Origin of the sequence: Bradyrhizobium sp., assembly GCF_030697065.1 — a bacterium.
Taxonomy (GTDB): domain Bacteria; phylum Pseudomonadota; class Alphaproteobacteria; order Rhizobiales; family Xanthobacteraceae; genus Bradyrhizobium.
In genome coordinates this window covers 21,245-37,822 of the sequence record NZ_JAUYQU010000258.1, presented here as the reverse complement: position 1 = coordinate 37,822, position 16,578 = coordinate 21,245, and the positions used below count along the sequence as shown (strand labels likewise).

Here is a 16,578-nt window from a genome sequence, read left to right as displayed (position 1 = left end):
TCGATGTTCAAAAAAATGTCTCTCGCGCTGCTTGCCGGCGCGTCGCTGCTGGCCGGCGTCAATCACGCCGCGGCGAACGAAGCCGGCCTGCCCGCCGAGCCTGCCGTGATCCATGCCGGACAGCCCGAGCCGCGACCGGTAGCACCGGTGCGACTGGCTTACGCCGAACGCCCCCGGATGGGCGGCGGCTTCATCGAATTCCTTTTTGGCGACGGACCTCCGCAGGGCGGTCGCTACCAGCAGCAACCCGGCTATCAGCAGCCCGGCTATCAGCCGTCCTACGAACCCCGGCGCACACTGCTGCCGCCGCTGGGCGCGGAGCAGGCCATGCGCCGGCAGGAGGACGTCAGCGAACCCGTGCGTCCGGCGTTCGATCCGAAATACGAGAAGCAGCTGGTCGACTATCACGGCAAGGAAAGCGCCGGCACCATCATCGTCGACACGCCCAACAAATTCCTGTTCCTGGTTCAGGGCGACGGCAAGGCGTTGCGCTACGGCATCGGCGTCGGCCGCCCCGGATTCACCTGGTCGGGCGTCAAGCAGATTTCCGCCAAGAAGGAATGGCCGGCCTGGACGCCGCCGCCGGAAATGCTGGCCCGCCGCCCGGATCTGCCGCGGCACATGGAAGGCGGACCGCAAAACCCGCTCGGCGCCCGCGCGATGTATCTGGGATCGTCGCTCTACCGCATCCACGGTTCGAACGAGCCCTGGACCATCGGCACCAACGTGTCGTCCGGCTGCTTCCGGATGCGCAACGAGGACGTCATCGACCTCTATGGCCGCGTCAATGTCGGCGCCAGGGTCGTCGTGATCTGATCTTTTTGGCCCGGCTCAAAGCCAAACGGCCGCCCGGTTGGGCGGCCGTTCTGCCTTGATGGCCGAGGGAAATCCTCAGGCGTAATCGCTGTCGCCGTCATCGCCGAAATCGTCGGAATCCAGATCCATGTCGTCGTGGTCGTCGTCGTTCGATGCGTTATCGAACAATCCCGTGCGCGACGAGCCGTCGTCATTGCTGGCATGGCGTCCGGACGAACCGATGTCGTTGATCCCGGCTTCCTTCGCCAGGTCGCCGCCGGACTGATCGCCCCACGGCCTGCGGTCTTCGACACTGCCGCGATGGCCTGCGCCGTCGCCGGCGCTGGCGGTGTCGCCGAAGCCCTGCTGCTGGCCGCCGCCGCCGCCCATCATCGAGCGTATGCTGCCGAGCAGCAGCGATCCGCCGACCACGCCGGCGGCCGCGGCTGCCGCCGTTCCGAGAAAGGAGCCGCCGCCACCGCCCATCGGCGCCTGTTGCGCGCCATTGGGTTGACCGTAAGGCGACTGGCCGTACTGTCCGGAATCCTGGGCCCGCTGCATGACCTGGCCGCTGTTCCATGTCGGACGGCCCGGAAGCTCGGGCGGCCGCACGTTCGGCACCGAACCACGCTGTGCCGTTTGCCCGAAAATCGTTTCGCGCATCGAATCGAGGAAACCGCCGGATTGTTGCTGCTCGTCCTCGCCCTCCAGTTCCTGGATGCGGCTATGCGCGCGCTTCAGCGCTTCGTCCTGGACCAGCACGGTTTGCACCAGCGCGTAGAGCGCGTTAGGCGCCTTGCGCAGACCCTGCGCGATTGCGCTCGCGGCTTCCGAATCGCGCGGCGCGCCCTCCACCTTCGACAGGCGGTCGAAAAGATCGTCAACCAGTTGGCGTTCTTGCGGTGTCATGTCGTCTCTCCCTGGGCGCCGGGGGCGCGGGGGAGATGTAGGGGTGGTTTGTGTCGCAAGTAGTCCCCGGGCGAATTAAATTTCCGTATGCGACAAAGCGTCCGCCGGGATTCCCTGACGGAGTTCAACCCAAAGTAACTTTATTCGCCGCCAGCAAAGGCGGAAAATCCTCGCCGCCGAGAAAGGCGTGCTCGCGTTCACGCTGCGCGGTCAGCGGGTCGAGGCCGGTCAGGATGTCGTCGACAAAGCCGGGGTGACACATGATGAGGCCATCTTCCGGCAGCGCATCGAGAAACTGCCGCATCAGCGCGCCGAAATCCGGCTGCGACGAAAAATCATAGGCGCCGGCGAACGCCGGATTGAAGCCGATACCGGCGCGCGCGGCACGGCGGCGAAACTGCGCGCTCAGGACGTCGAGAACCAGCGCCTTTGGCGCGCCGAGCCGCCGCGCCAAGGGCAGGCTGCGCCCGCCCTGGCGAACCCAGGCGCCGGGTGCCGACTGCTTCACCGCGGCCAGAAAGGCGTCGCGCACGCCCGGAAACAACTGCGCATGCTGATGGCCGTCGACAAAATCCGGCGCGCGGCCGAACAATTCGCCGAAGGCCGCGAGTTGTACCATCAGTTCGGCATGGACCATCTCTGGATCGAGCCGCCGCAGCATCCCGGCGCGCAGCAATCTCGGGAAAGGCAGGAACATGCCGCCGTCGAGCGGGCGAAAATGCATCGTCAGCGGCGCGAATGGCGCCGTCAGCGTGACGTGCAGACCGATGGCGCAACGCGGATTGCCGGCGGCGGCGGCCCCGAGTGCGCGGACTTCGTCGCGACCGATCGCGGGCCCGACCACCATCACCGAGGTGGCGTTGAGTCGGCCGCGCTCGATCAGGTCCCGGATCGCGCGGTTGACTCCGGGGCTGATGCCGTAGTCGTCGGCGCACAGCCAGATCCGGCGTGGCGTCGCGGCATGGTTCATTCCGCGGCGGTCCGTTCGCCGATGCTGGTCTCCTGCTCGACCCGTTTCACGCTGTGCTCGGCGACGAAATAGATCGGGCGCGCCTTCAGCTCGGAAAGAATCTTGCCGATATATTCGCCGACAATGCCGATCATGATGAGCTGCACGCCGCCGATGGTCATGAGGCCGACCACCAGCGAGGGATAGCCGGGGACGGATTTTCCGCTCAACCAGGTTTCCCACAGGATGGATAGCCCGAACAGGAAGGCGCCGGTCGCGAGCAGGACGCCGAGCAGGCTGGCAAAACGCAGCGGCGCCACCGAGAAAGAGGTCAGGCCTTCGATCGAAAGCCCGACCAGCTGGCCGGGGCTGAACGAGGTGACGCCATGGGCGCGGGCCGCCGGCTCGTAGTCGACGCGGATCTGGCGAAAGCCGATCCAGCTGGCTAGCCCCTTGAAGAAGCGGTTGCGCTCGGGAAGCTGCCGCAGCGCAGCCGCGGCCCGCGGCGACAGCAGGCGGAAATCGCCGGCATCCGCCGGAATTTTCTGCCGCGCCCCCCAATTGATCAGCGCGTAGAAGCCGTGCACCGCGATGCGCCGCGGCAGCGATTCATTGTCGCGGTGCGCCTTGGCGGTATAGACGACGTCAAAGCCGCCCTCGATCCAGTGGTTGACGAGCTGCTCGACCAGAGCGGGCGGATGCTGGCCGTCGCCGTCCATGAACAGCACCGCGCCGAGCCGGGCATGGTCCAGCCCCGCCATCAGGGCGGCTTCCTTGCCGAAATTGCGCGACAGCGACACTACCTGAACGTCCAGCCCGTCGGCGTTGAGCCCGCGCGCAATGTCGAGCGTGGCGTCGGCGCTGCCGTCGTCGACATAGACGACCTCGCAGCCTAGGCCGTAGCGCTGCCGCAGCGTCTTCGCCAGTCCGCCGAGCCGCTGGTGCAGAAAGGCCAGCCCCGCTGCCTCGTTATAGAGGGGGACGACAATCGACAGGCCCTGCGCCGCGGCGGTGGCCGCGGTGGTCGACAGATCGGAAACGTCGGTACCCAGCATCATCGATCAGGTCCAAACCTACCAGGGAACAGCATAGGCTACTCGCAATTAGCTGTCGCTACGATGAACGGAACGCTCCGACTTGGAGCGTTTTCCTGGCACCGGAGCGCGCGTCTTTTTTCTCCCCTCCCCACCACGCGCAAGGGCGCGCGGGAGGAGGGGAGAAGAGGATCAACTCCGCAAAAACGCCTCGAGCCTGGCGAACAGCGGATTGTCGCGGTCGAGCACATAGTCGAGCGACGCCACCGACACCGTCTCGGCGCCATGGTCGCGCAGAAAGCTGCCGAGCGCGTAGAGCTGCGCCGGCGGACAGTGCAGCGTCACCATCCCCGAAGACGTCGGGCCGCCGAACGGCGACACCACGCCGAAGCGAAGATGGGCTTCCGCCAGCAGCGCCGCGTCGCAGCCGGCAAAGCGGGTGCGGACTTCGCGGTATTTGCTGGCCCGCGCCCGTGCCGCGATGTGATCCAGGATGACGCGCGCGGTCTCGCGGGCCTCGTCCGACCAGTCGGCGTCCCGCGAGGCCACCAGGTTGGCCTGGCTGCGCAGGATGACGCCGTCGTCGAGTACCTTGAGGCCGTTGGCGGCCAGCGTGGCGCCCGTCGTGGTGATGTCGACGATCATTTCGGCGGTGCCGACCGCGGGCGCGCCCTCGGTCGCGCCGGCGCTCTCGACGATGCGGTAGTCGACCACGCCATGCGAGGCAAAGAAGCTGCGGGTCAGGTTGATGTATTTGGTCGCTACCCGCATCCGCCTGTTGTGCTGGGCGCGAAAACCGGTGGTGACGTCGTCGAGGTCGGCCATGGTGCGGACGTCGATCCAGGCCTGCGGTACCGCCACTACGACGTTGGCGCTGCCGAAGCCGAGATTGTCGATCAGCAGGACGCGACTGTCGGCGTCGCTGATGCTCTCGCGCACCAGGTCTTCGCCGGTCACGCCGAGATGCACCATGCCGCGCGCCAGTTGCGAGGCGATCTCGCTGGCCGACAGATAGGCGATCTCGACATGGTCGAGGCCGGCGATGGTGCCGCGATAGTCGCGGGCGCCGCGCGGCTTGGCCAGCGCCAGTCCGGCGCGGGTGAAGAAGGCCTCGGCCTGTTCCTGCAGGCGGCCCTTCGAGGGAACGGCGAGAACGAATGGCGCGCTCATGATGCGCTCCCGCTCGCGGCGGGCTGGCGGCCCGCCAGCGCCAGGGATTCGACCCAGATCGAAAATCCGACCGCCGGGATCGGCGCCGCCGAGCCGAGCTGGGTCATCAGCCCGTCGTAGCGTCCGCCCGCCACCAGCGGCTCAATGCCGTTGCCGGTGTCATGCAGTTCGAACTCGAAGCCGGTGTAATAGTCCAGGCCGCGTCCGAACGAGGTGGAGAAACGGGTCCTCGCGGTATCGATGCCGCGCGCGGCCATGAAGCCGACCCGGCTCTCGAACTGGTCGATCGCCGCCGACAGATCGAGTTTGGCGTCGGTGGCGAGCGCACGCAATTGCGTGATCGCCTCGTTGGGATCGCCCGCGATCGCAAGAAAGCGCTTGATGGTGCCGAGCGCGTCGCGCGGCAGCGCGCCGCCCTTCAGGGTCGATTGTTCGAGAAAGCGGTCGGCGATCTCGGCGACAGTGCGGCCGCCGACATTGGTGGTGCCGGCGATCGACATCAGGTCGGTCACCAGCGCCAGCGCCGCCTTGCGGTCGGAGCCGGCCAGGGCGGCGAGCACGCCCTCATATTCGTTGCGGCCGGGCGCGGTTGCCAGCGTCAGCCGCTCGATGTCTTCGGTCAGGCTGACCTTGCGGTTGAAATCCTTGATCAGCCGCCGCCGCCATACCGGATAGAGATCGAGAGCCTCGATCAGCGCAGTGAACAGCGCCACGTCGCCGGTGCGAATCTCGACGTCGCTCAGCCCGAACGTGGCTGTCGCCTCCAGCGCCAGCGCCAGCATTTCCGCGTCCGCCGCGGGGCGGTCGGCCCGCCCGAAGGATTCGATGCCGGCCTGCAGGAACTCGCTGGGCCGGCCGCCGCGATAGCGAAACACCGGCCCGAGATAGCAGAAGCCCATGGGCTGACCGGCGCCGGGGGAGACGAGATAGTCCCGCGCCACCGGAATGGTGAGATCGGGCCTCAGGCACAGTTCCTCGCCGCCGGGATCGGTGGTCAGATACAGGCTCTTGCGGATGTCCTCGCCCGAAAGATCCAGAAACGGCTCGGCCGGCTGCAGGATATCCGGTTCGGCCTTCACGTAGCCGGCCTGCGCGAACGACAACAGCAGGGCGTCCGCCCGTGCGGCGGATCCGGTCGCACGAGGGGCGGCGGTCATGGTCATCGCGAAGTCCAACTATCCCGAAAACGGGGAAACCAGAGGTCAGGGCGCAGCCCTTAGCATGGCCCGGGCGGGGTTTCGACTGGGAATAGCCAGTTGGCTTAATGGCCTGAATCAGCCCGGTCGGCCGCCACCAGGCGTGCTCCAGTCGCCCAACACCGCCTGCACCAGTGCCAGCGCCGCGACGCCGGCGGTGTCGGCCCGCAGGATCCGAGGCCCGAGCGAAAGCCGCAGGATTCGCGGCTGCCGGAGCAGATTGGCGCGCTCTTCCTCGGCGAATCCGCCTTCTGGGCCGATCAGGACATCGATTCCGTGGGGCTCCATCGGCTCGCCTTGCAGCGTCCGCAGCGGATTTGCGGCATCCGCGGCCTCGTCGCAGAACACCAGCAGGCGTTGGGCTTCGCGCTGGCTCAAATAGCGGTCGAGCGGCAACGGATCTGCGACCTCGGCCAGGCTGAGGATGCCGCATTGTTCGGCGGCCTCGATCACATTGGCGCGCATCCGCTCGCTATTGACCCGCGAAACCTGGGTGAAGCGGGTCAATACTGGCCGCAACGCCGAAGCCCCCATCTCGACCGCCTTTTGCACGATATAATCGAGCCGGGCGTGCTTTAAGGGTGCAAAGACGTAGGCGATATCGGGCAGCCGGTCCTGCGGCCGGGTTTGGGCCGCGATGACAAGGCTGTCGGGTCGTTTGCGGCCGGCGATCGTCGCCTGCCATTCGCCGTCGCGCCCGTTGAACGCCAGGATCGTGTCGCCAGCGGCAAGCCGCAATACATTGCCGAGGTAATTGCTCTGGTTGCGCTCGAGCGCAACCGTTGCGCCCGATCCCAGCGCGGTGTCGACAAACAGCCGGGGGCTGCGGAAATCGGCTTGAGCCATGGTCAAATGTTCCAATCGGCGCTCCTTTTAGCCCAAAGCGGCCGAGTTAATGAAATATTGCCATCCGGCGCGGCTCTACGCCGCGCTGTTGCCAGATTCGACAGGTTGTTAAGAGGCGGCAGGAATCGTAAAAAGCCCTATTCTGAATCGTTCTCCTTTTTCTGGAAGACGTGGGGGGACCGTTCGACCGTGCCGGAGGAACAGATTTGATCATCCGCCGCTTGATTGTGCCGCTTACCGTGGCTCTCGTGACCGGCCATGCCGGCCAGGTTTTCGCGCAAGGCGCGTTCCCGGCGCCGCTGCCCGGCCAGGCAGCGGCTCCGAGCAACGCTTCGCCGTTTCCGCCGGTCAATGGCGCGGCTCCCGCGGCTTCCGTCGGAGGGCCCAGTCCGTTTCCGTCGACCGGCGCGGCGCCGGTCGCCGGCACCGCGTTCCAGCGCCCCCTTGCGCCGCCGCCCTCGCAGTCCGGCGGTCCGCCTGACGACTGCATGAAGAAGTTCATGCCGTTGCGCGAAGATGCGGAGAAGCGCGGCAAGGCGATCAAGGCCGCCGGCGACCGCAAGGCCGGTCCGGAGGAAGCCTGCAAGCTGATCGCCAGTTTCGGCCAGGCCGAAATCAAGATGATCAAATTCGTCGAATCCAACGCCGCCCGATGCGGGATTCCGGCGCAGGTCGCGGACCAGATGAAAACCGGCCACAAGAACACCGAGAACATGCAGAAGAAAGTCTGCGCCATGGCGCAGCAGATGCAGCAGCGGGCGCCGGCCGGCCCGAGCCTGAGCGAAGTGCTGGGGTCTTCGGCCGCAGTTCCTGAGGCGAACGTGGTGCGCAAGGGCGGCAGCACCTTCGACACCCTGAACGGCAACGTCCTCACGCGATGACCCGTACCAGATGAGCGGCGCGGCGGCGCCAGTTGCCGACGCCACCGGCAACTGGGTCGACACACGGGCGCCGTCATGGTCACGGCCTTATTTGCGGCTCTCCCGTCTCGACCGCCCGATCGGATCCTGGCTGCTGCTGATGCCGTGCTGGTGGTCGGCCGCACTCGCCGCCGGCGTGCGCGGCGAAATCGGCCAACTGCCGCTGATCCTTGCGCTGTTCTTCATCGGCGCCTTCGTGATGCGCGGCGCCGGCTGCACCTGGAACGACATCACGGACCGCGATCTCGACGCCCGTGTCGAACGGACGCGGTCGCGGCCGATCCCGGCGGGGCAGGTGAGCGTGCCGCAGGCGGCGGTGTTCCTGGTCGTCCAGGCGCTGGCCGGATTGATGGTGCTGTTGCAGTTCAACCGCTTCGCGATCATGACCGGCATCGCCTCGCTTGTCATCGTCGCGGTCTATCCGTTCATGAAGCGGATCACCTGGTGGCCGCAGATCGTGCTCGGCCTCGCCTTCTCCTGGGGCGCGCTGATGGGATTTGCGGTGACGCTGGGGCGGATCGATGCCACCGCGCTGCTGCTCTATGCCGGCTCGATCGCCTGGGTGATCGGCTACGACACCATATACGCCCATCAGGACGCCGAGGACGACGCGCTGATCGGCGTGAAGTCCACCGCGCGCCTGTTCGGCGCACGGACCCATGGGGCACTGGCAATATTTTACGGCTTGGCGGTGCTGTTGATCGGCGTGGCGCTTGTGCTTGCCGGCGCCGGCTTCCCGGCATGGATCGGGCTCGCCGCATTCGCCGCGCATCTGGTCTGGCAGATTCGGCGGCTGGAGATTTCCGATCCCGCGCTGTGCCTGCGGCTGTTCAAGTCCAACCGTGACGCGGGACTGTTGCTGTTCGCGGGATTGCTGATCGACGCGGTGATGCGGGCATCCTGACGGCCGGTCGTCCCGATCAGGATGACGTCGGTATTTTCTGCAGCAGAAGCGCTCAATCCCGCGCGATGATCTCGCGCTCGCCCTGATGGATACTGGCCGGATTGAGCGGGTCGCCGGCGCGTCGCCGCACCAGGAATTTCGGACGCCGGGCCCTTATCGCATTGTGACGGCGGCGCCGCGGGGCGGGCGCGCGCGTCTTGTCTTCCGGCAATTGCGGAAGCGCGAAGATGTCGCTCCACATCTGCCAGGCGGCGGCGATTTCCTCGCGGTCGGAACTGACACCCAGGGGAATCGACAATGACGGATCGCGATGCACCAGCACCAGCATCTGGGCTTCGTCGAGGCCGCGTAGCGCGACGCCGAGAAAGTCACGGACGCGGACGTTGATCGCCATCTGCATGCCGTGCACGGCACGGCGCAGCACGACGCGTTCGCGGTGGAGTTCGACATTCCGCACGCCGCCGTCGGCGCGCGTGTCATGCGCATCGAAGCGGACGGGCAGGGAAAGAGGGTCGAGCCGCAATGTGCGGCCCGACCCGGCGGGATTGATCCCGCTTGTTGCTGTTTGACGCCTCACGGCTTTTATCTCCCCGCCGGGATTATGTTCCCGGTCGATGTGTGAGACCGTAGCCGAGCCCGATCCGGATTCGCTTAAAAAGGCTGGTTAATCCGGCGTCACCCGGCAGCATGATTGACAAGACCTTGGCCGACATGATTGACGAGACCTTGCGGGGACGACGAAAATCATTCGCTTTCCGCTGCAACAAATGCTTGAAATCGCTGTGAATCAGGCACATCTGAGGGGTCTGCCGATCTGCTTCGAGGGCTCCCTCCTGGCCCCTCGAATGCCCCTCAATCCCAAGGGATTTTATTCGTGATCTCTTCACCATCCGCCGCATCGGCGCTTTCCTCGAAAGCAGCCTCTTCCGACCTGTTCGATCAATCGGCGCTGAGCACGCTGGCGCAACGCCTCGTCGAGGCGGCAAGACGCGCCGGCGCCGATGCCGCCGACGCGGTCGCGGTGCGCGGCATCTCGCAGGGCGTCGAGGTGCGCGACGGGCGCGTCGAGGAATCCGAACGCTCCGAGGGCGACGATGTCGGACTGCGCGTGCTGGTCGGACAGCGCCAGGCGGTGGTCTCCACCAACGACATCAGCGGCGATGGCGTCGCCAAGCTTGCCGAGCGCGCCGTTGCGATGGCGCGGGTGGCGCCCGACGACAAATATGTCGGGCTCGCCGATCCAGCCCTGCTGGCGCGCGATTTTCCCGATCTCGATCTGCTCGATCCCAAGGTTCCCTCGACGTCCGAACTGGAGCGCCGGGCCTGCGAGGCCGAGGCCGCCGCGCTGGCGGTCAAGGGCGTCAGCAAATCGGGCGGGGCTTCGGCCTCGAGCGGCATCGGCGGCATGGTGCTGGTGACCTCGACCGGCTTTCACGGCGCTTATCTGCGCTCCAGCCAGGGCATCTCGATGACCGCGATCGTCGGTGACGGCACCGGCATGGAACGCGATTACGATTACACCTCGGCGCCACATGCTTCCGATCTCGCCTCGCCCGAAAGCGTCGGCCGCAAGGCCGGCGAGCGCACCGTGGCGCGCGCCAATCCGCGCAAGGTCGAGACCTGCAAGGTGCCCGTGGTGTTCGATCCCCGGGTTTCCGGCTCGCTGGTCGGCCATCTCGTCGGTGCCGTCAACGGCGCCTCGATCGCGCGCAAGACTTCCTTCCTCAAGGACCGCCTCGGCCAGCAATTGTTCGCCAGAAACATCCGCATCATCGACGATCCGCTGCGGGTGCGCGGCCTGCGCTCGCAGTCATTCGATGCCGAGGGCGTCAGGGTGAAGAAGCTCGCGATCATCGACGATGGCGTGCTGACCTCTTGGCTGCTGGATTGCGCGACCGCGCGCGAACTCGGGCTGGTCACGACCGGCCATGCCCATCGCGGCGTATCGTCGTCGCCGTCGCCGGGATCCTACAATCTGCATCTCGAGGCCGGCGAGGCCACGCCGGCCGAGCTGATCGCCGACATCAAGCAGGGCTTCTACGTCACCGACCTGATCGGCTCCGGCGTCAACGGCGTCACCGGCGACTACAGCCGCGGCGCCTCCGGCTTCTGGATCGAGAACGGCGAGATCACCTATGCGGTGAGCGAGGTCACGATCGCCGGACATCTGCTGGAGATCTTCAAGTCGATGGTTCCGGCCAACGATCTGGAATTCCGTTACGGCGTCAACGCGCCGACGGTTCGCATCGAGGGCTTGACGCTTGGCGGACGTTAGCGCCGAGCGCGTCCATGACGGGATTTTGACGCGCGCGCTGCTGGCGCGCGATGCCGCCTTGCTGACCGATACCGTGCGCGAGGCCGGCGCGCTGGCGCTGTCGCTGTTTCGCACCGAGCTGAAGAACTGGACCAAGGGCGCGTCGTCGCCGGTGTCCGAAGCCGATATCAGGGTCAACGACCTGCTCGAGAGCCGGCTGCGCGCGGCCACGCCGGACTATGGCTGGCTGTCGGAAGAAAGTGTCGATGACGAGCAGCGGCTCGGCAGGCGACTGACCTGGATCGTCGACCCGATCGACGGCACCCGCGGCTATCTCGCCGGCCGCGAGGACTGGTGCGTGAGCGTGGCGCTGGTGGAAGATGCGTCGCCGGTGCTGGCGGCGGTGTTCGTGCCGGTCAGCAACGAATTTTTTTTCGCGGTGCGCGGGCAGGGTGCGACGCTGAACGACATCGCCGTTGCCGCGGCCACCGGCACCGCGCTGGATTTCCCCCGCGTCGCCGGGCCGAAGCCGCTGGTCGAACGGCTCAACCTCTCGTCCGGGGAGATCGTGCTTCACCCCCGAATCGGGTCGCTGGCGCTTCGGCTGTGCCGGGTCGCGCAGGGCAGCCTGGATGCGGCCTTTGCCGGCGGCCAGAGCCGCGACTGGGACCTTGCCGCGGCCAATTTGATCGTGCAGGAAGCGAATGGTAGCATGACCGCCCTCTCGGGGGATGCGATCCTCTACAATCGCCGGGAGGTGACGCACGGGATGCTGGTGGCTGCGGGACGCGATCGTCATGCGCGTATCGTCGAGCATTTTCGCGACCGCCCGCTGCCCTGAACGTCATCAAGCCGTGTTACGACTGCCATTGCTTTGCCGGGCATCGCAGCGGGAAAAGGAAACATGCCAGATAGTGCCCAGCAGCAATTGCTGCATCTCGTCATCGGGGGCGAACTGACCGACCTCGAACACACCACGTTCAAGGATCTCGATGCCGTCGAGATCGTCGGCATATTCCCCAATTACGCCACTGCGCATGCCGCCTGGAAGGCCAAGGCGCAGCAGACCGTGGACAACGCCCACATGCGCTACTTCGTCGTGCATCTCCACCGGCTGCTCGATCCTGGTCAAGACACGAAGCCTGCCCGTTGAAAAAGCTGGTTCGCAATCTGCTGCGCAGCAACTGGGTCCAGCGCGCTGTGGGATTTCTCGCGGCCGAGTATCTGCGGCTGGTCTGGCTGACCAACAGGTTCACGTTCGATCCGGCCGACGTCTATGAACGGGTCGAGCCGCACCAGCCGTTGATCTTCGCGTTCTGGCATGGCCAGCATTTCCTGACGCCGTTCATCAAGACCAAGGCCAGTCATCGCGCCAAGGTGCTGATTTCCCGGCATCGCGACGGAGAGTTCAACGCCATCGCCGCCGAACGGCTCGGCATCGAGACGATCCGGGGCTCCGGCGATCACGGCGGCGCCTTCAACCGCAAGGGCGGCGTCGGTGCGTTCAGGCAGATGGTCAAGGCGCTCGAGGAGGGGTGGAACGTCGCCTCCACCGCCGACGTGCCGAAGCGCTCGCGGGTGGCCGGGCTCGGCATCATCATGCTGGCGCGGGAATCCGGCCGGCCGATCGTGCCTTTCGCGATGGTGACCAGCCGTTTCATACGGCTGAAAAATTGGGACCGCACCACCATCAATTTGCCATTCGGACGCGGCGCAGTGACGGGTGTTGACGCGGTTTTCGTGCCGCCGGACGCCGACGCCGAGACCATGGAAAAGTGCCGCCTCCAGCTCGAAGATTACCTCAACGAGGCGGGCCGTCGCGCCTATGCCCTGGTCGGACGTCCGGAGGCGGGCCTTGACTAGCTCCCTGCCGATGACGCTGCGGGTCTACCGGAAACTGTCCTCCGCGATGGTGCCGCTGGCGCCGGCGCTGATCAGGCAGCGGCTGAAACAGGGCAAGGAAGATCCGGCGCGGGTCGGCGAGCGTCGCGGCGTGAGCGCGGATGTCCGGCCGAACGGGCCGCTGGTGTGGATTCACGGCGCCAGCGTCGGTGAAGTGCTGGCGGCGGCCGGCCTGATCGAGAGATTGCGTGCGCTCAATCTGCAGATCCTGCTGACGTCGGGCACCGTGACCTCGGCGGCGATCGTCGCCAGGCGGTTTCCCGCCGACATCATCCATCAATACGTCCCCTACGATTCGCCGCGCTACGTCGCGCGCTTTCTCGATCACTGGCGGCCCTCGCTGGCGCTGTTCATCGAATCCGACCTGTGGCCCAATCTGATCCTGTCGAGTGCGGCGCGGCGGCTGCCGTTGGTGCTGATCAACGGCCGGATGTCGCAGCGCTCGTTTCCGCGCTGGAGCCGGATGAGCGCCACCATTTCCGCCTTGCTCGGCAAGTTCGAAGTCTGCCTCGCCCAGTCGAAGCTCGACGCCGAACGCTTTGCGGCGCTCGGCAGCCGCAACGTCGTCATAACGGGCAACCTGAAACTGGACGTGGCGGCTCCGCCCGCCGACCCCGCCCGGCTGGAACGGCTGATGTCGGTGACGCGCGGCCGCCCGATCATCGTCGCGGCGTCGACCCATCCGGGCGAGGAGGAAATCCTGTGCGAGGCGCATCGGACGCTGGCGGGATTCTTTCCGTCGCTGCTGACCGTGATCGTGCCGCGGCATGCCGACCGCGGCGAGGCGATCGCCCGCACCGTCGAGGCCGGCGGCCTGCGCGCCACCTTGCGTTCGCGCGAGGAATTGCCGACGGCGACCACCGATATCTATGTCGCGGACACCATGGGCGAACTCGGATTGTTCTACCGGCTGGCGCCGGTGGTGTTCATGGGCGGTTCGCTGGTTCCGCATGGCGGGCAGAATCCGATCGAGGCGGTCAAGCTCGGCGCGTCGATCGTCCATGGCCCGCACGTGTTCAATTTCACCGACGTCTACGAGGCGCTCGATCGCGCCGGCGGTGCCAGGCAGGCCGCAACCCCGGAGGCGCTGGTGAAGCAATTGGGCCAGTTGCTGGCCAATCCGGCCGCGCGCGACGAGGCGCTGGCGGCCTCGACCCGCGTGGTCGAACAACTCGGAGGTGCGCTGGAGCGCACGCTGACGGCGCTCGAGCCCTATCTGTTGCAGTTGCGGCTGGAGATGGGAGCCGGCAATGCGTGAGCCGGCCTTCTGGCACCGGCCCCCGTCCTTACTTTCGCGTTTGCTGATGCCGCTTGGCGCACTTTATGGCGCGGTGGCGGGCCAGCGCATGCATCGCGAGGGTTTCGAGGCCGGCATCCCCGTGCTGTGCGTCGGCAATTATCACACCGGCGGCGCCGGCAAGACCCCCACGGTGCTCGCCCTCACAATATTGCTGCGCGATCTCGGCGAGACGCCGGTCGTCCTCAGCCGCGGCTATGGCGGCCGGCTGCGCGGCCCGGTGATGGTCGACCTTGAACGTCACGCCGCCGCCGATGTCGGCGACGAACCCCTGATGCTGGCGCGCACGGTGCCGGTGGCGGTGGCGCGCGACCGCCTCAATGGCGTCGCCCTGGCGCGCTCGCAGGGCGCCAGCGTGATCCTGATGGACGACGGTTTTCAGAATCCGGCGGTCGCCAAGGATGCCTCGCTGATCGTGATCGACAGCGAGCGCGGTCTCGGCAATGGCTGCGTATTTCCCGCCGGCCCCTTGCGTGCGCCGTTGCACCGGCAACTCGCCCGCACCGATGCGCTGATCGTGATCGGAACTGGCACGGCAGCATTGGAAGTCGCCGCCGAAATCGCCGCGCGGGGCGGGCCGGTGCTGTCGGCGCATCTGAAGCCGGCCGAGGCCTCGCTGGCCGCGCTCGCCGGCAAGCGCGTGCTGGCCTTCGCCGGGATCGGCGATCCCGGCCGCTTCTTCCGGACGCTGCGCGCCGCCGCCATCGAGGTGGTGCGCGAACGCGCCTTCGCCGATCATCATCCGTATTCGCAAGGCGAGATCGAGGCGCTGACTGCCGAAGCCGCGCGCGAGGCGCTGACGCCGGTGACGACGGAAAAGGATCTGGCGCGGCTGCGGTCGGCCGGGGCGCTTCCGTCCTGGGCCCGCGCCATCGTGCCGTTCGCGGTGACGCTCGAATTCGAGGATCCCGCGGGATTGCGGAAGTTCATGTCGCAGCGGTTGTTTCAGGCACGCGAGAAGAAATTTCGTGCTCACTGATCGCGGATCAGGATCAGCCGCCCGTCTTCGAGTCCGGCGATCAGCGCGAGCTTGCCGTTGAACATGGTGGCGCCGATATCGGTCGCCATCCGCGCCGGCAACCGGACCCGGGCAATGTCGCGGACTTCGGGTGCAAAGCCGATGATCCGCAGGGTCCTGCGATCGAGGCTCGGCACCGCGAGATCGGGATGGCCGTCGCCGTCGAAATCCTCCGTCCAGCTCAGGCCGAGCGCGCGCGAACCGATGAAGTGATTGGACACGTCGACGACCTCGGCGGTCTTGATCAGCTTGCGGTCGTTCCACGACCATAGCTCGAGACGTCCGACGACATGGGGCTGCCGGACCAGCGCGATGTCGGTGGTGCCGTTGCCGTCGAAATCGGCGATCCCCGCCGGATTCAGCCAGGCATGGGCACGGCCGATCGGCGGCGTCTCGGCGGCGATCGTCATGCTGTCGGTATCGATGACCGCGAGCGCCGATCCGCGATCGAGATATGATTTCACCACGACGATCCAGTCGCGTCCCCCGATCGAGGCGATGCGCGGAAAGAGATCCTCGAACACCGCGTCGCGGCCGAGCGTCACGCGGCCGCGCCGCCCGTCGCGCCGTTCGATCACGACGCTGCCGGCCTCGATCGCATCGCCCAGCACCGCATGGCCGTAACGGTTGGTCGGCGCGGCAAGCCAGGCGCGCGCGACCTGCGCGGTGCCGATGGCGACGCGTCCGTCCGGCAGTGCATCGGGAGGCAGCGCGGGGCGGGCGGGCGGCTCCGTGCGCGCCAGGGTCGGTGCATCCTTCGCGAGCCGGTACCACTTCGCGCCGATCTCGATCCTGACGATGCCGTTCTCCACGTCGACCGCCGTGGCGCGGCCCGGCGCGGTCACCGTTTCGGCACGCCACTCCGCCGCCGCGGGAGCGCTGACCGCGAGCGAAAAGGCGATGGTGGCACGAAGCAGCATGGGGACCCTGAAGGCTGCGCCAACTGGCGGGGTGGGAAGCACAAGACCTGGCTCGTCCGGCATTCCACCGGACGACGGAAATTCTCAGTCCGGTGGGTGGGCAAAGCGCAGCGTGCCCGCCATTCCGCGCCGTCCTTTGAAGGTGGTGGGCACGGCGCAGGAGCGCCTTTGCCCACGCTACGATCTCAGCCCTTTACCGCCGCCGGATAATGCCGCTGCAATACCGCATTCGGAATCGCGTAGGCCTCCTGCAGGTCGACGCTCCAGTATTTCAGCTCGTCGAGCGGTATGCGCGCGTCGGTCACCGCGCAGCGCACATAGGTTCCCGGCGAGATCACGCGGAAATCGCCATCCAGATACTGCACCTGGGCTTCGCCATGGCCCGAGGGGCCGAATTTATTCAGCACGGTTGATCGTCTCCGGCCAGTCCCCGGGGATTCAGGGCTCAGGCCTGTGTTCTTCCA

Annotated in this window: 18 protein-coding genes; 9 read left to right on the top strand and 9 right to left on the bottom strand. The window is 66.8% G+C overall.

All coding sequences use genetic code 11. The features are described 5' to 3' along the window. Positions 1 to 3: 3 nt before the first annotated feature. Entirely contained in the window at positions 4 to 816 is an 813-nt protein-coding gene (locus Q8R73_RS20450) for a L,D-transpeptidase (RefSeq protein WP_305721362.1), read from the top strand. Between the two features lie 75 nt (positions 817 to 891). Here the strand turns inward: Q8R73_RS20450 and Q8R73_RS20445 are convergent, their stop codons facing one another. From Q8R73_RS20445 to Q8R73_RS20420, 6 genes are all read right to left on the bottom strand, one after another. Further along, the gene (locus Q8R73_RS20445) at positions 892 to 1,704 is read right to left on the bottom strand and encodes a DUF2076 domain-containing protein (RefSeq protein WP_305721361.1); all 813 of its coding nucleotides are present in this window, start codon (positions 1,702 to 1,704) and stop codon (positions 892 to 894) included. 124 nt (positions 1,705 to 1,828) lie between these two features. Then, positions 1,829 to 2,674 (bottom strand): ChbG/HpnK family deacetylase, encoded by an 846-nt coding sequence (locus Q8R73_RS20440; RefSeq protein ID WP_305721360.1) that lies wholly within the window; start codon positions 2,672 to 2,674, stop codon positions 1,829 to 1,831. Beyond that, complete coding sequence (locus Q8R73_RS20435; RefSeq protein WP_305721359.1) at positions 2,671 to 3,711, bottom strand: glycosyltransferase family 2 protein; 1,041 nt, start codon at positions 3,709 to 3,711, stop codon at positions 2,671 to 2,673. Before Q8R73_RS20435 ends, Q8R73_RS20440 begins: the two co-directional genes overlap by 4 nt. A 168-nt stretch (positions 3,712 to 3,879) precedes the next feature. Next, positions 3,880 to 4,857: an ATP phosphoribosyltransferase gene (gene hisG / locus Q8R73_RS20430; protein ID WP_305721358.1), complete on the bottom strand. Its 978-nt coding sequence runs from the start codon at positions 4,855 to 4,857 to the stop codon at positions 3,880 to 3,882. Further along, complete coding sequence (locus Q8R73_RS20425) at positions 4,854 to 6,020, bottom strand: ATP phosphoribosyltransferase regulatory subunit (protein WP_305721357.1); 1,167 nt, start codon at positions 6,018 to 6,020, stop codon at positions 4,854 to 4,856. Before Q8R73_RS20425 ends, hisG begins: the two co-directional genes overlap by 4 nt. A 111-nt stretch (positions 6,021 to 6,131) precedes the next feature. Beyond that, positions 6,132 to 6,899, bottom strand: coding sequence for a 16S rRNA (uracil(1498)-N(3))-methyltransferase (locus tag Q8R73_RS20420; RefSeq protein WP_305721356.1), 768 nt, complete (start codon positions 6,897 to 6,899; stop codon positions 6,132 to 6,134). Positions 6,900 to 7,108: 209 nt separating this feature from the next. On the opposite strand from Q8R73_RS20420, the gene Q8R73_RS20415 reads away from it, so the two are divergent. Together Q8R73_RS20415 and ubiA are read left to right on the top strand one after the other, a co-directional pair. Next, complete coding sequence (locus tag Q8R73_RS20415; protein ID WP_305721387.1) at positions 7,109 to 7,780, top strand: hypothetical protein; 672 nt, start codon at positions 7,109 to 7,111, stop codon at positions 7,778 to 7,780. 10 nt (positions 7,781 to 7,790) lie between these two features. Next, on the top strand, positions 7,791 to 8,723 hold the full coding sequence (ubiA, locus tag Q8R73_RS20410; RefSeq protein ID WP_305721355.1) for a 4-hydroxybenzoate octaprenyltransferase: 933 nt from the start codon (positions 7,791 to 7,793) through the stop codon (positions 8,721 to 8,723). Positions 8,724 to 8,775: 52 nt separating this feature from the next. Here ubiA and Q8R73_RS20405 read toward each other — a convergent pair whose 3' ends face one another. Beyond that, positions 8,776 to 9,300, bottom strand: a complete 525-nt coding sequence (locus Q8R73_RS20405; RefSeq protein WP_305721354.1) for a DUF6101 family protein — start codon at positions 9,298 to 9,300, stop codon at positions 8,776 to 8,778. A gap of 297 nt (positions 9,301 to 9,597) precedes the next feature. Between Q8R73_RS20405 and Q8R73_RS20400 the strand changes: the two genes are divergently transcribed. From Q8R73_RS20400 to lpxK, 6 genes are all read left to right on the top strand, one after another. Continuing rightward, positions 9,598 to 10,998, top strand: coding sequence for a TldD/PmbA family protein (locus Q8R73_RS20400; RefSeq protein ID WP_305721353.1), 1,401 nt, complete (start codon positions 9,598 to 9,600; stop codon positions 10,996 to 10,998). Beyond that, the gene (locus Q8R73_RS20395) at positions 10,985 to 11,818 is read left to right on the top strand and encodes a 3'(2'),5'-bisphosphate nucleotidase CysQ (protein WP_305721352.1); all 834 of its coding nucleotides are present in this window, start codon (positions 10,985 to 10,987) and stop codon (positions 11,816 to 11,818) included. Before Q8R73_RS20400 ends, Q8R73_RS20395 begins: the two co-directional genes overlap by 14 nt. Before the next feature lie 63 nt (positions 11,819 to 11,881). After that, positions 11,882 to 12,130 carry a DUF4170 domain-containing protein gene (locus Q8R73_RS20390; RefSeq protein ID WP_305721351.1) on the top strand — a complete coding sequence of 83 codons (249 nt, stop codon included), beginning with the start codon at positions 11,882 to 11,884 and terminating at the stop codon, positions 12,128 to 12,130. Then, positions 12,127 to 12,840, top strand: a complete 714-nt coding sequence (locus Q8R73_RS20385; RefSeq protein ID WP_305721350.1) for a lysophospholipid acyltransferase family protein — start codon at positions 12,127 to 12,129, stop codon at positions 12,838 to 12,840. Before Q8R73_RS20390 ends, Q8R73_RS20385 begins: the two co-directional genes overlap by 4 nt. After that, positions 12,803 to 14,137, top strand: coding sequence for a 3-deoxy-D-manno-octulosonic acid transferase (locus Q8R73_RS20380; protein ID WP_305721349.1), 1,335 nt, complete (start codon positions 12,803 to 12,805; stop codon positions 14,135 to 14,137). Before Q8R73_RS20385 ends, Q8R73_RS20380 begins: the two co-directional genes overlap by 38 nt. Next, on the top strand, positions 14,130 to 15,155 hold the full coding sequence (gene lpxK / locus Q8R73_RS20375) for a tetraacyldisaccharide 4'-kinase (protein ID WP_305721348.1): 1,026 nt from the start codon (positions 14,130 to 14,132) through the stop codon (positions 15,153 to 15,155). Before Q8R73_RS20380 ends, lpxK begins: the two co-directional genes overlap by 8 nt. On the opposite strand, the gene Q8R73_RS20370 is transcribed toward lpxK, so the two are convergent. Together Q8R73_RS20370 and Q8R73_RS20365 are read right to left on the bottom strand one after the other, a co-directional pair. Beyond that, on the bottom strand, positions 15,149 to 16,114 hold the full coding sequence (locus Q8R73_RS20370) for a VCBS repeat-containing protein (protein ID WP_305721347.1): 966 nt from the start codon (positions 16,112 to 16,114) through the stop codon (positions 15,149 to 15,151). The two genes, lpxK and Q8R73_RS20370, sit on opposite strands and share 7 nt — an antisense overlap. Positions 16,115 to 16,299: 185 nt before the next feature. Then, the gene (locus tag Q8R73_RS20365; protein WP_305713292.1) at positions 16,300 to 16,521 is read right to left on the bottom strand and encodes a DUF2093 domain-containing protein; all 222 of its coding nucleotides are present in this window, start codon (positions 16,519 to 16,521) and stop codon (positions 16,300 to 16,302) included. Between the last annotated feature and the right edge of the window lie 57 nt (positions 16,522 to 16,578).

Bases quoted from the DNA above. Each gene is read 5' to 3' on its own strand.
- Q8R73_RS20450 (WP_305721362.1), top strand. From the start codon at position 4: ATGTTCAAAAAAATGTCTCTCGCGCTGCTTGCCGGCGCGTCGCTGCTG.
- Q8R73_RS20445 (WP_305721361.1), bottom strand. From the start codon at position 1,704: ATGACACCGCAAGAACGCCAACTGGTTGACGATCTTTTCGACCGCCTG.
- Q8R73_RS20440 (WP_305721360.1), bottom strand. From the start codon at position 2,674: ATGAACCATGCCGCGACGCCACGCCGGATCTGGCTGTGCGCCGACGAC.
- Q8R73_RS20435 (WP_305721359.1), bottom strand. From the start codon at position 3,711: ATGATGCTGGGTACCGACGTTTCCGATCTGTCGACCACCGCGGCCACC.
- hisG (WP_305721358.1), bottom strand. From the start codon at position 4,857: ATGAGCGCGCCATTCGTTCTCGCCGTTCCCTCGAAGGGCCGCCTGCAG.
- Q8R73_RS20425 (WP_305721357.1), bottom strand. From the start codon at position 6,020: ATGACCATGACCGCCGCCCCTCGTGCGACCGGATCCGCCGCACGGGCG.
- Q8R73_RS20420 (WP_305721356.1), bottom strand. From the start codon at position 6,899: ATGGCTCAAGCCGATTTCCGCAGCCCCCGGCTGTTTGTCGACACCGCG.
- ubiA (WP_305721355.1), top strand. From the start codon at position 7,791: ATGAGCGGCGCGGCGGCGCCAGTTGCCGACGCCACCGGCAACTGGGTC.
- Q8R73_RS20390 (WP_305721351.1), top strand. From the start codon at position 11,882: ATGCCAGATAGTGCCCAGCAGCAATTGCTGCATCTCGTCATCGGGGGC.
- Q8R73_RS20380 (WP_305721349.1), top strand. From the start codon at position 12,803: ATGCCCTGGTCGGACGTCCGGAGGCGGGCCTTGACTAGCTCCCTGCCG.
- lpxK (WP_305721348.1), top strand. From the start codon at position 14,130: ATGCGTGAGCCGGCCTTCTGGCACCGGCCCCCGTCCTTACTTTCGCGT.
- Q8R73_RS20370 (WP_305721347.1), bottom strand. From the start codon at position 16,114: ATGCTGCTTCGTGCCACCATCGCCTTTTCGCTCGCGGTCAGCGCTCCC.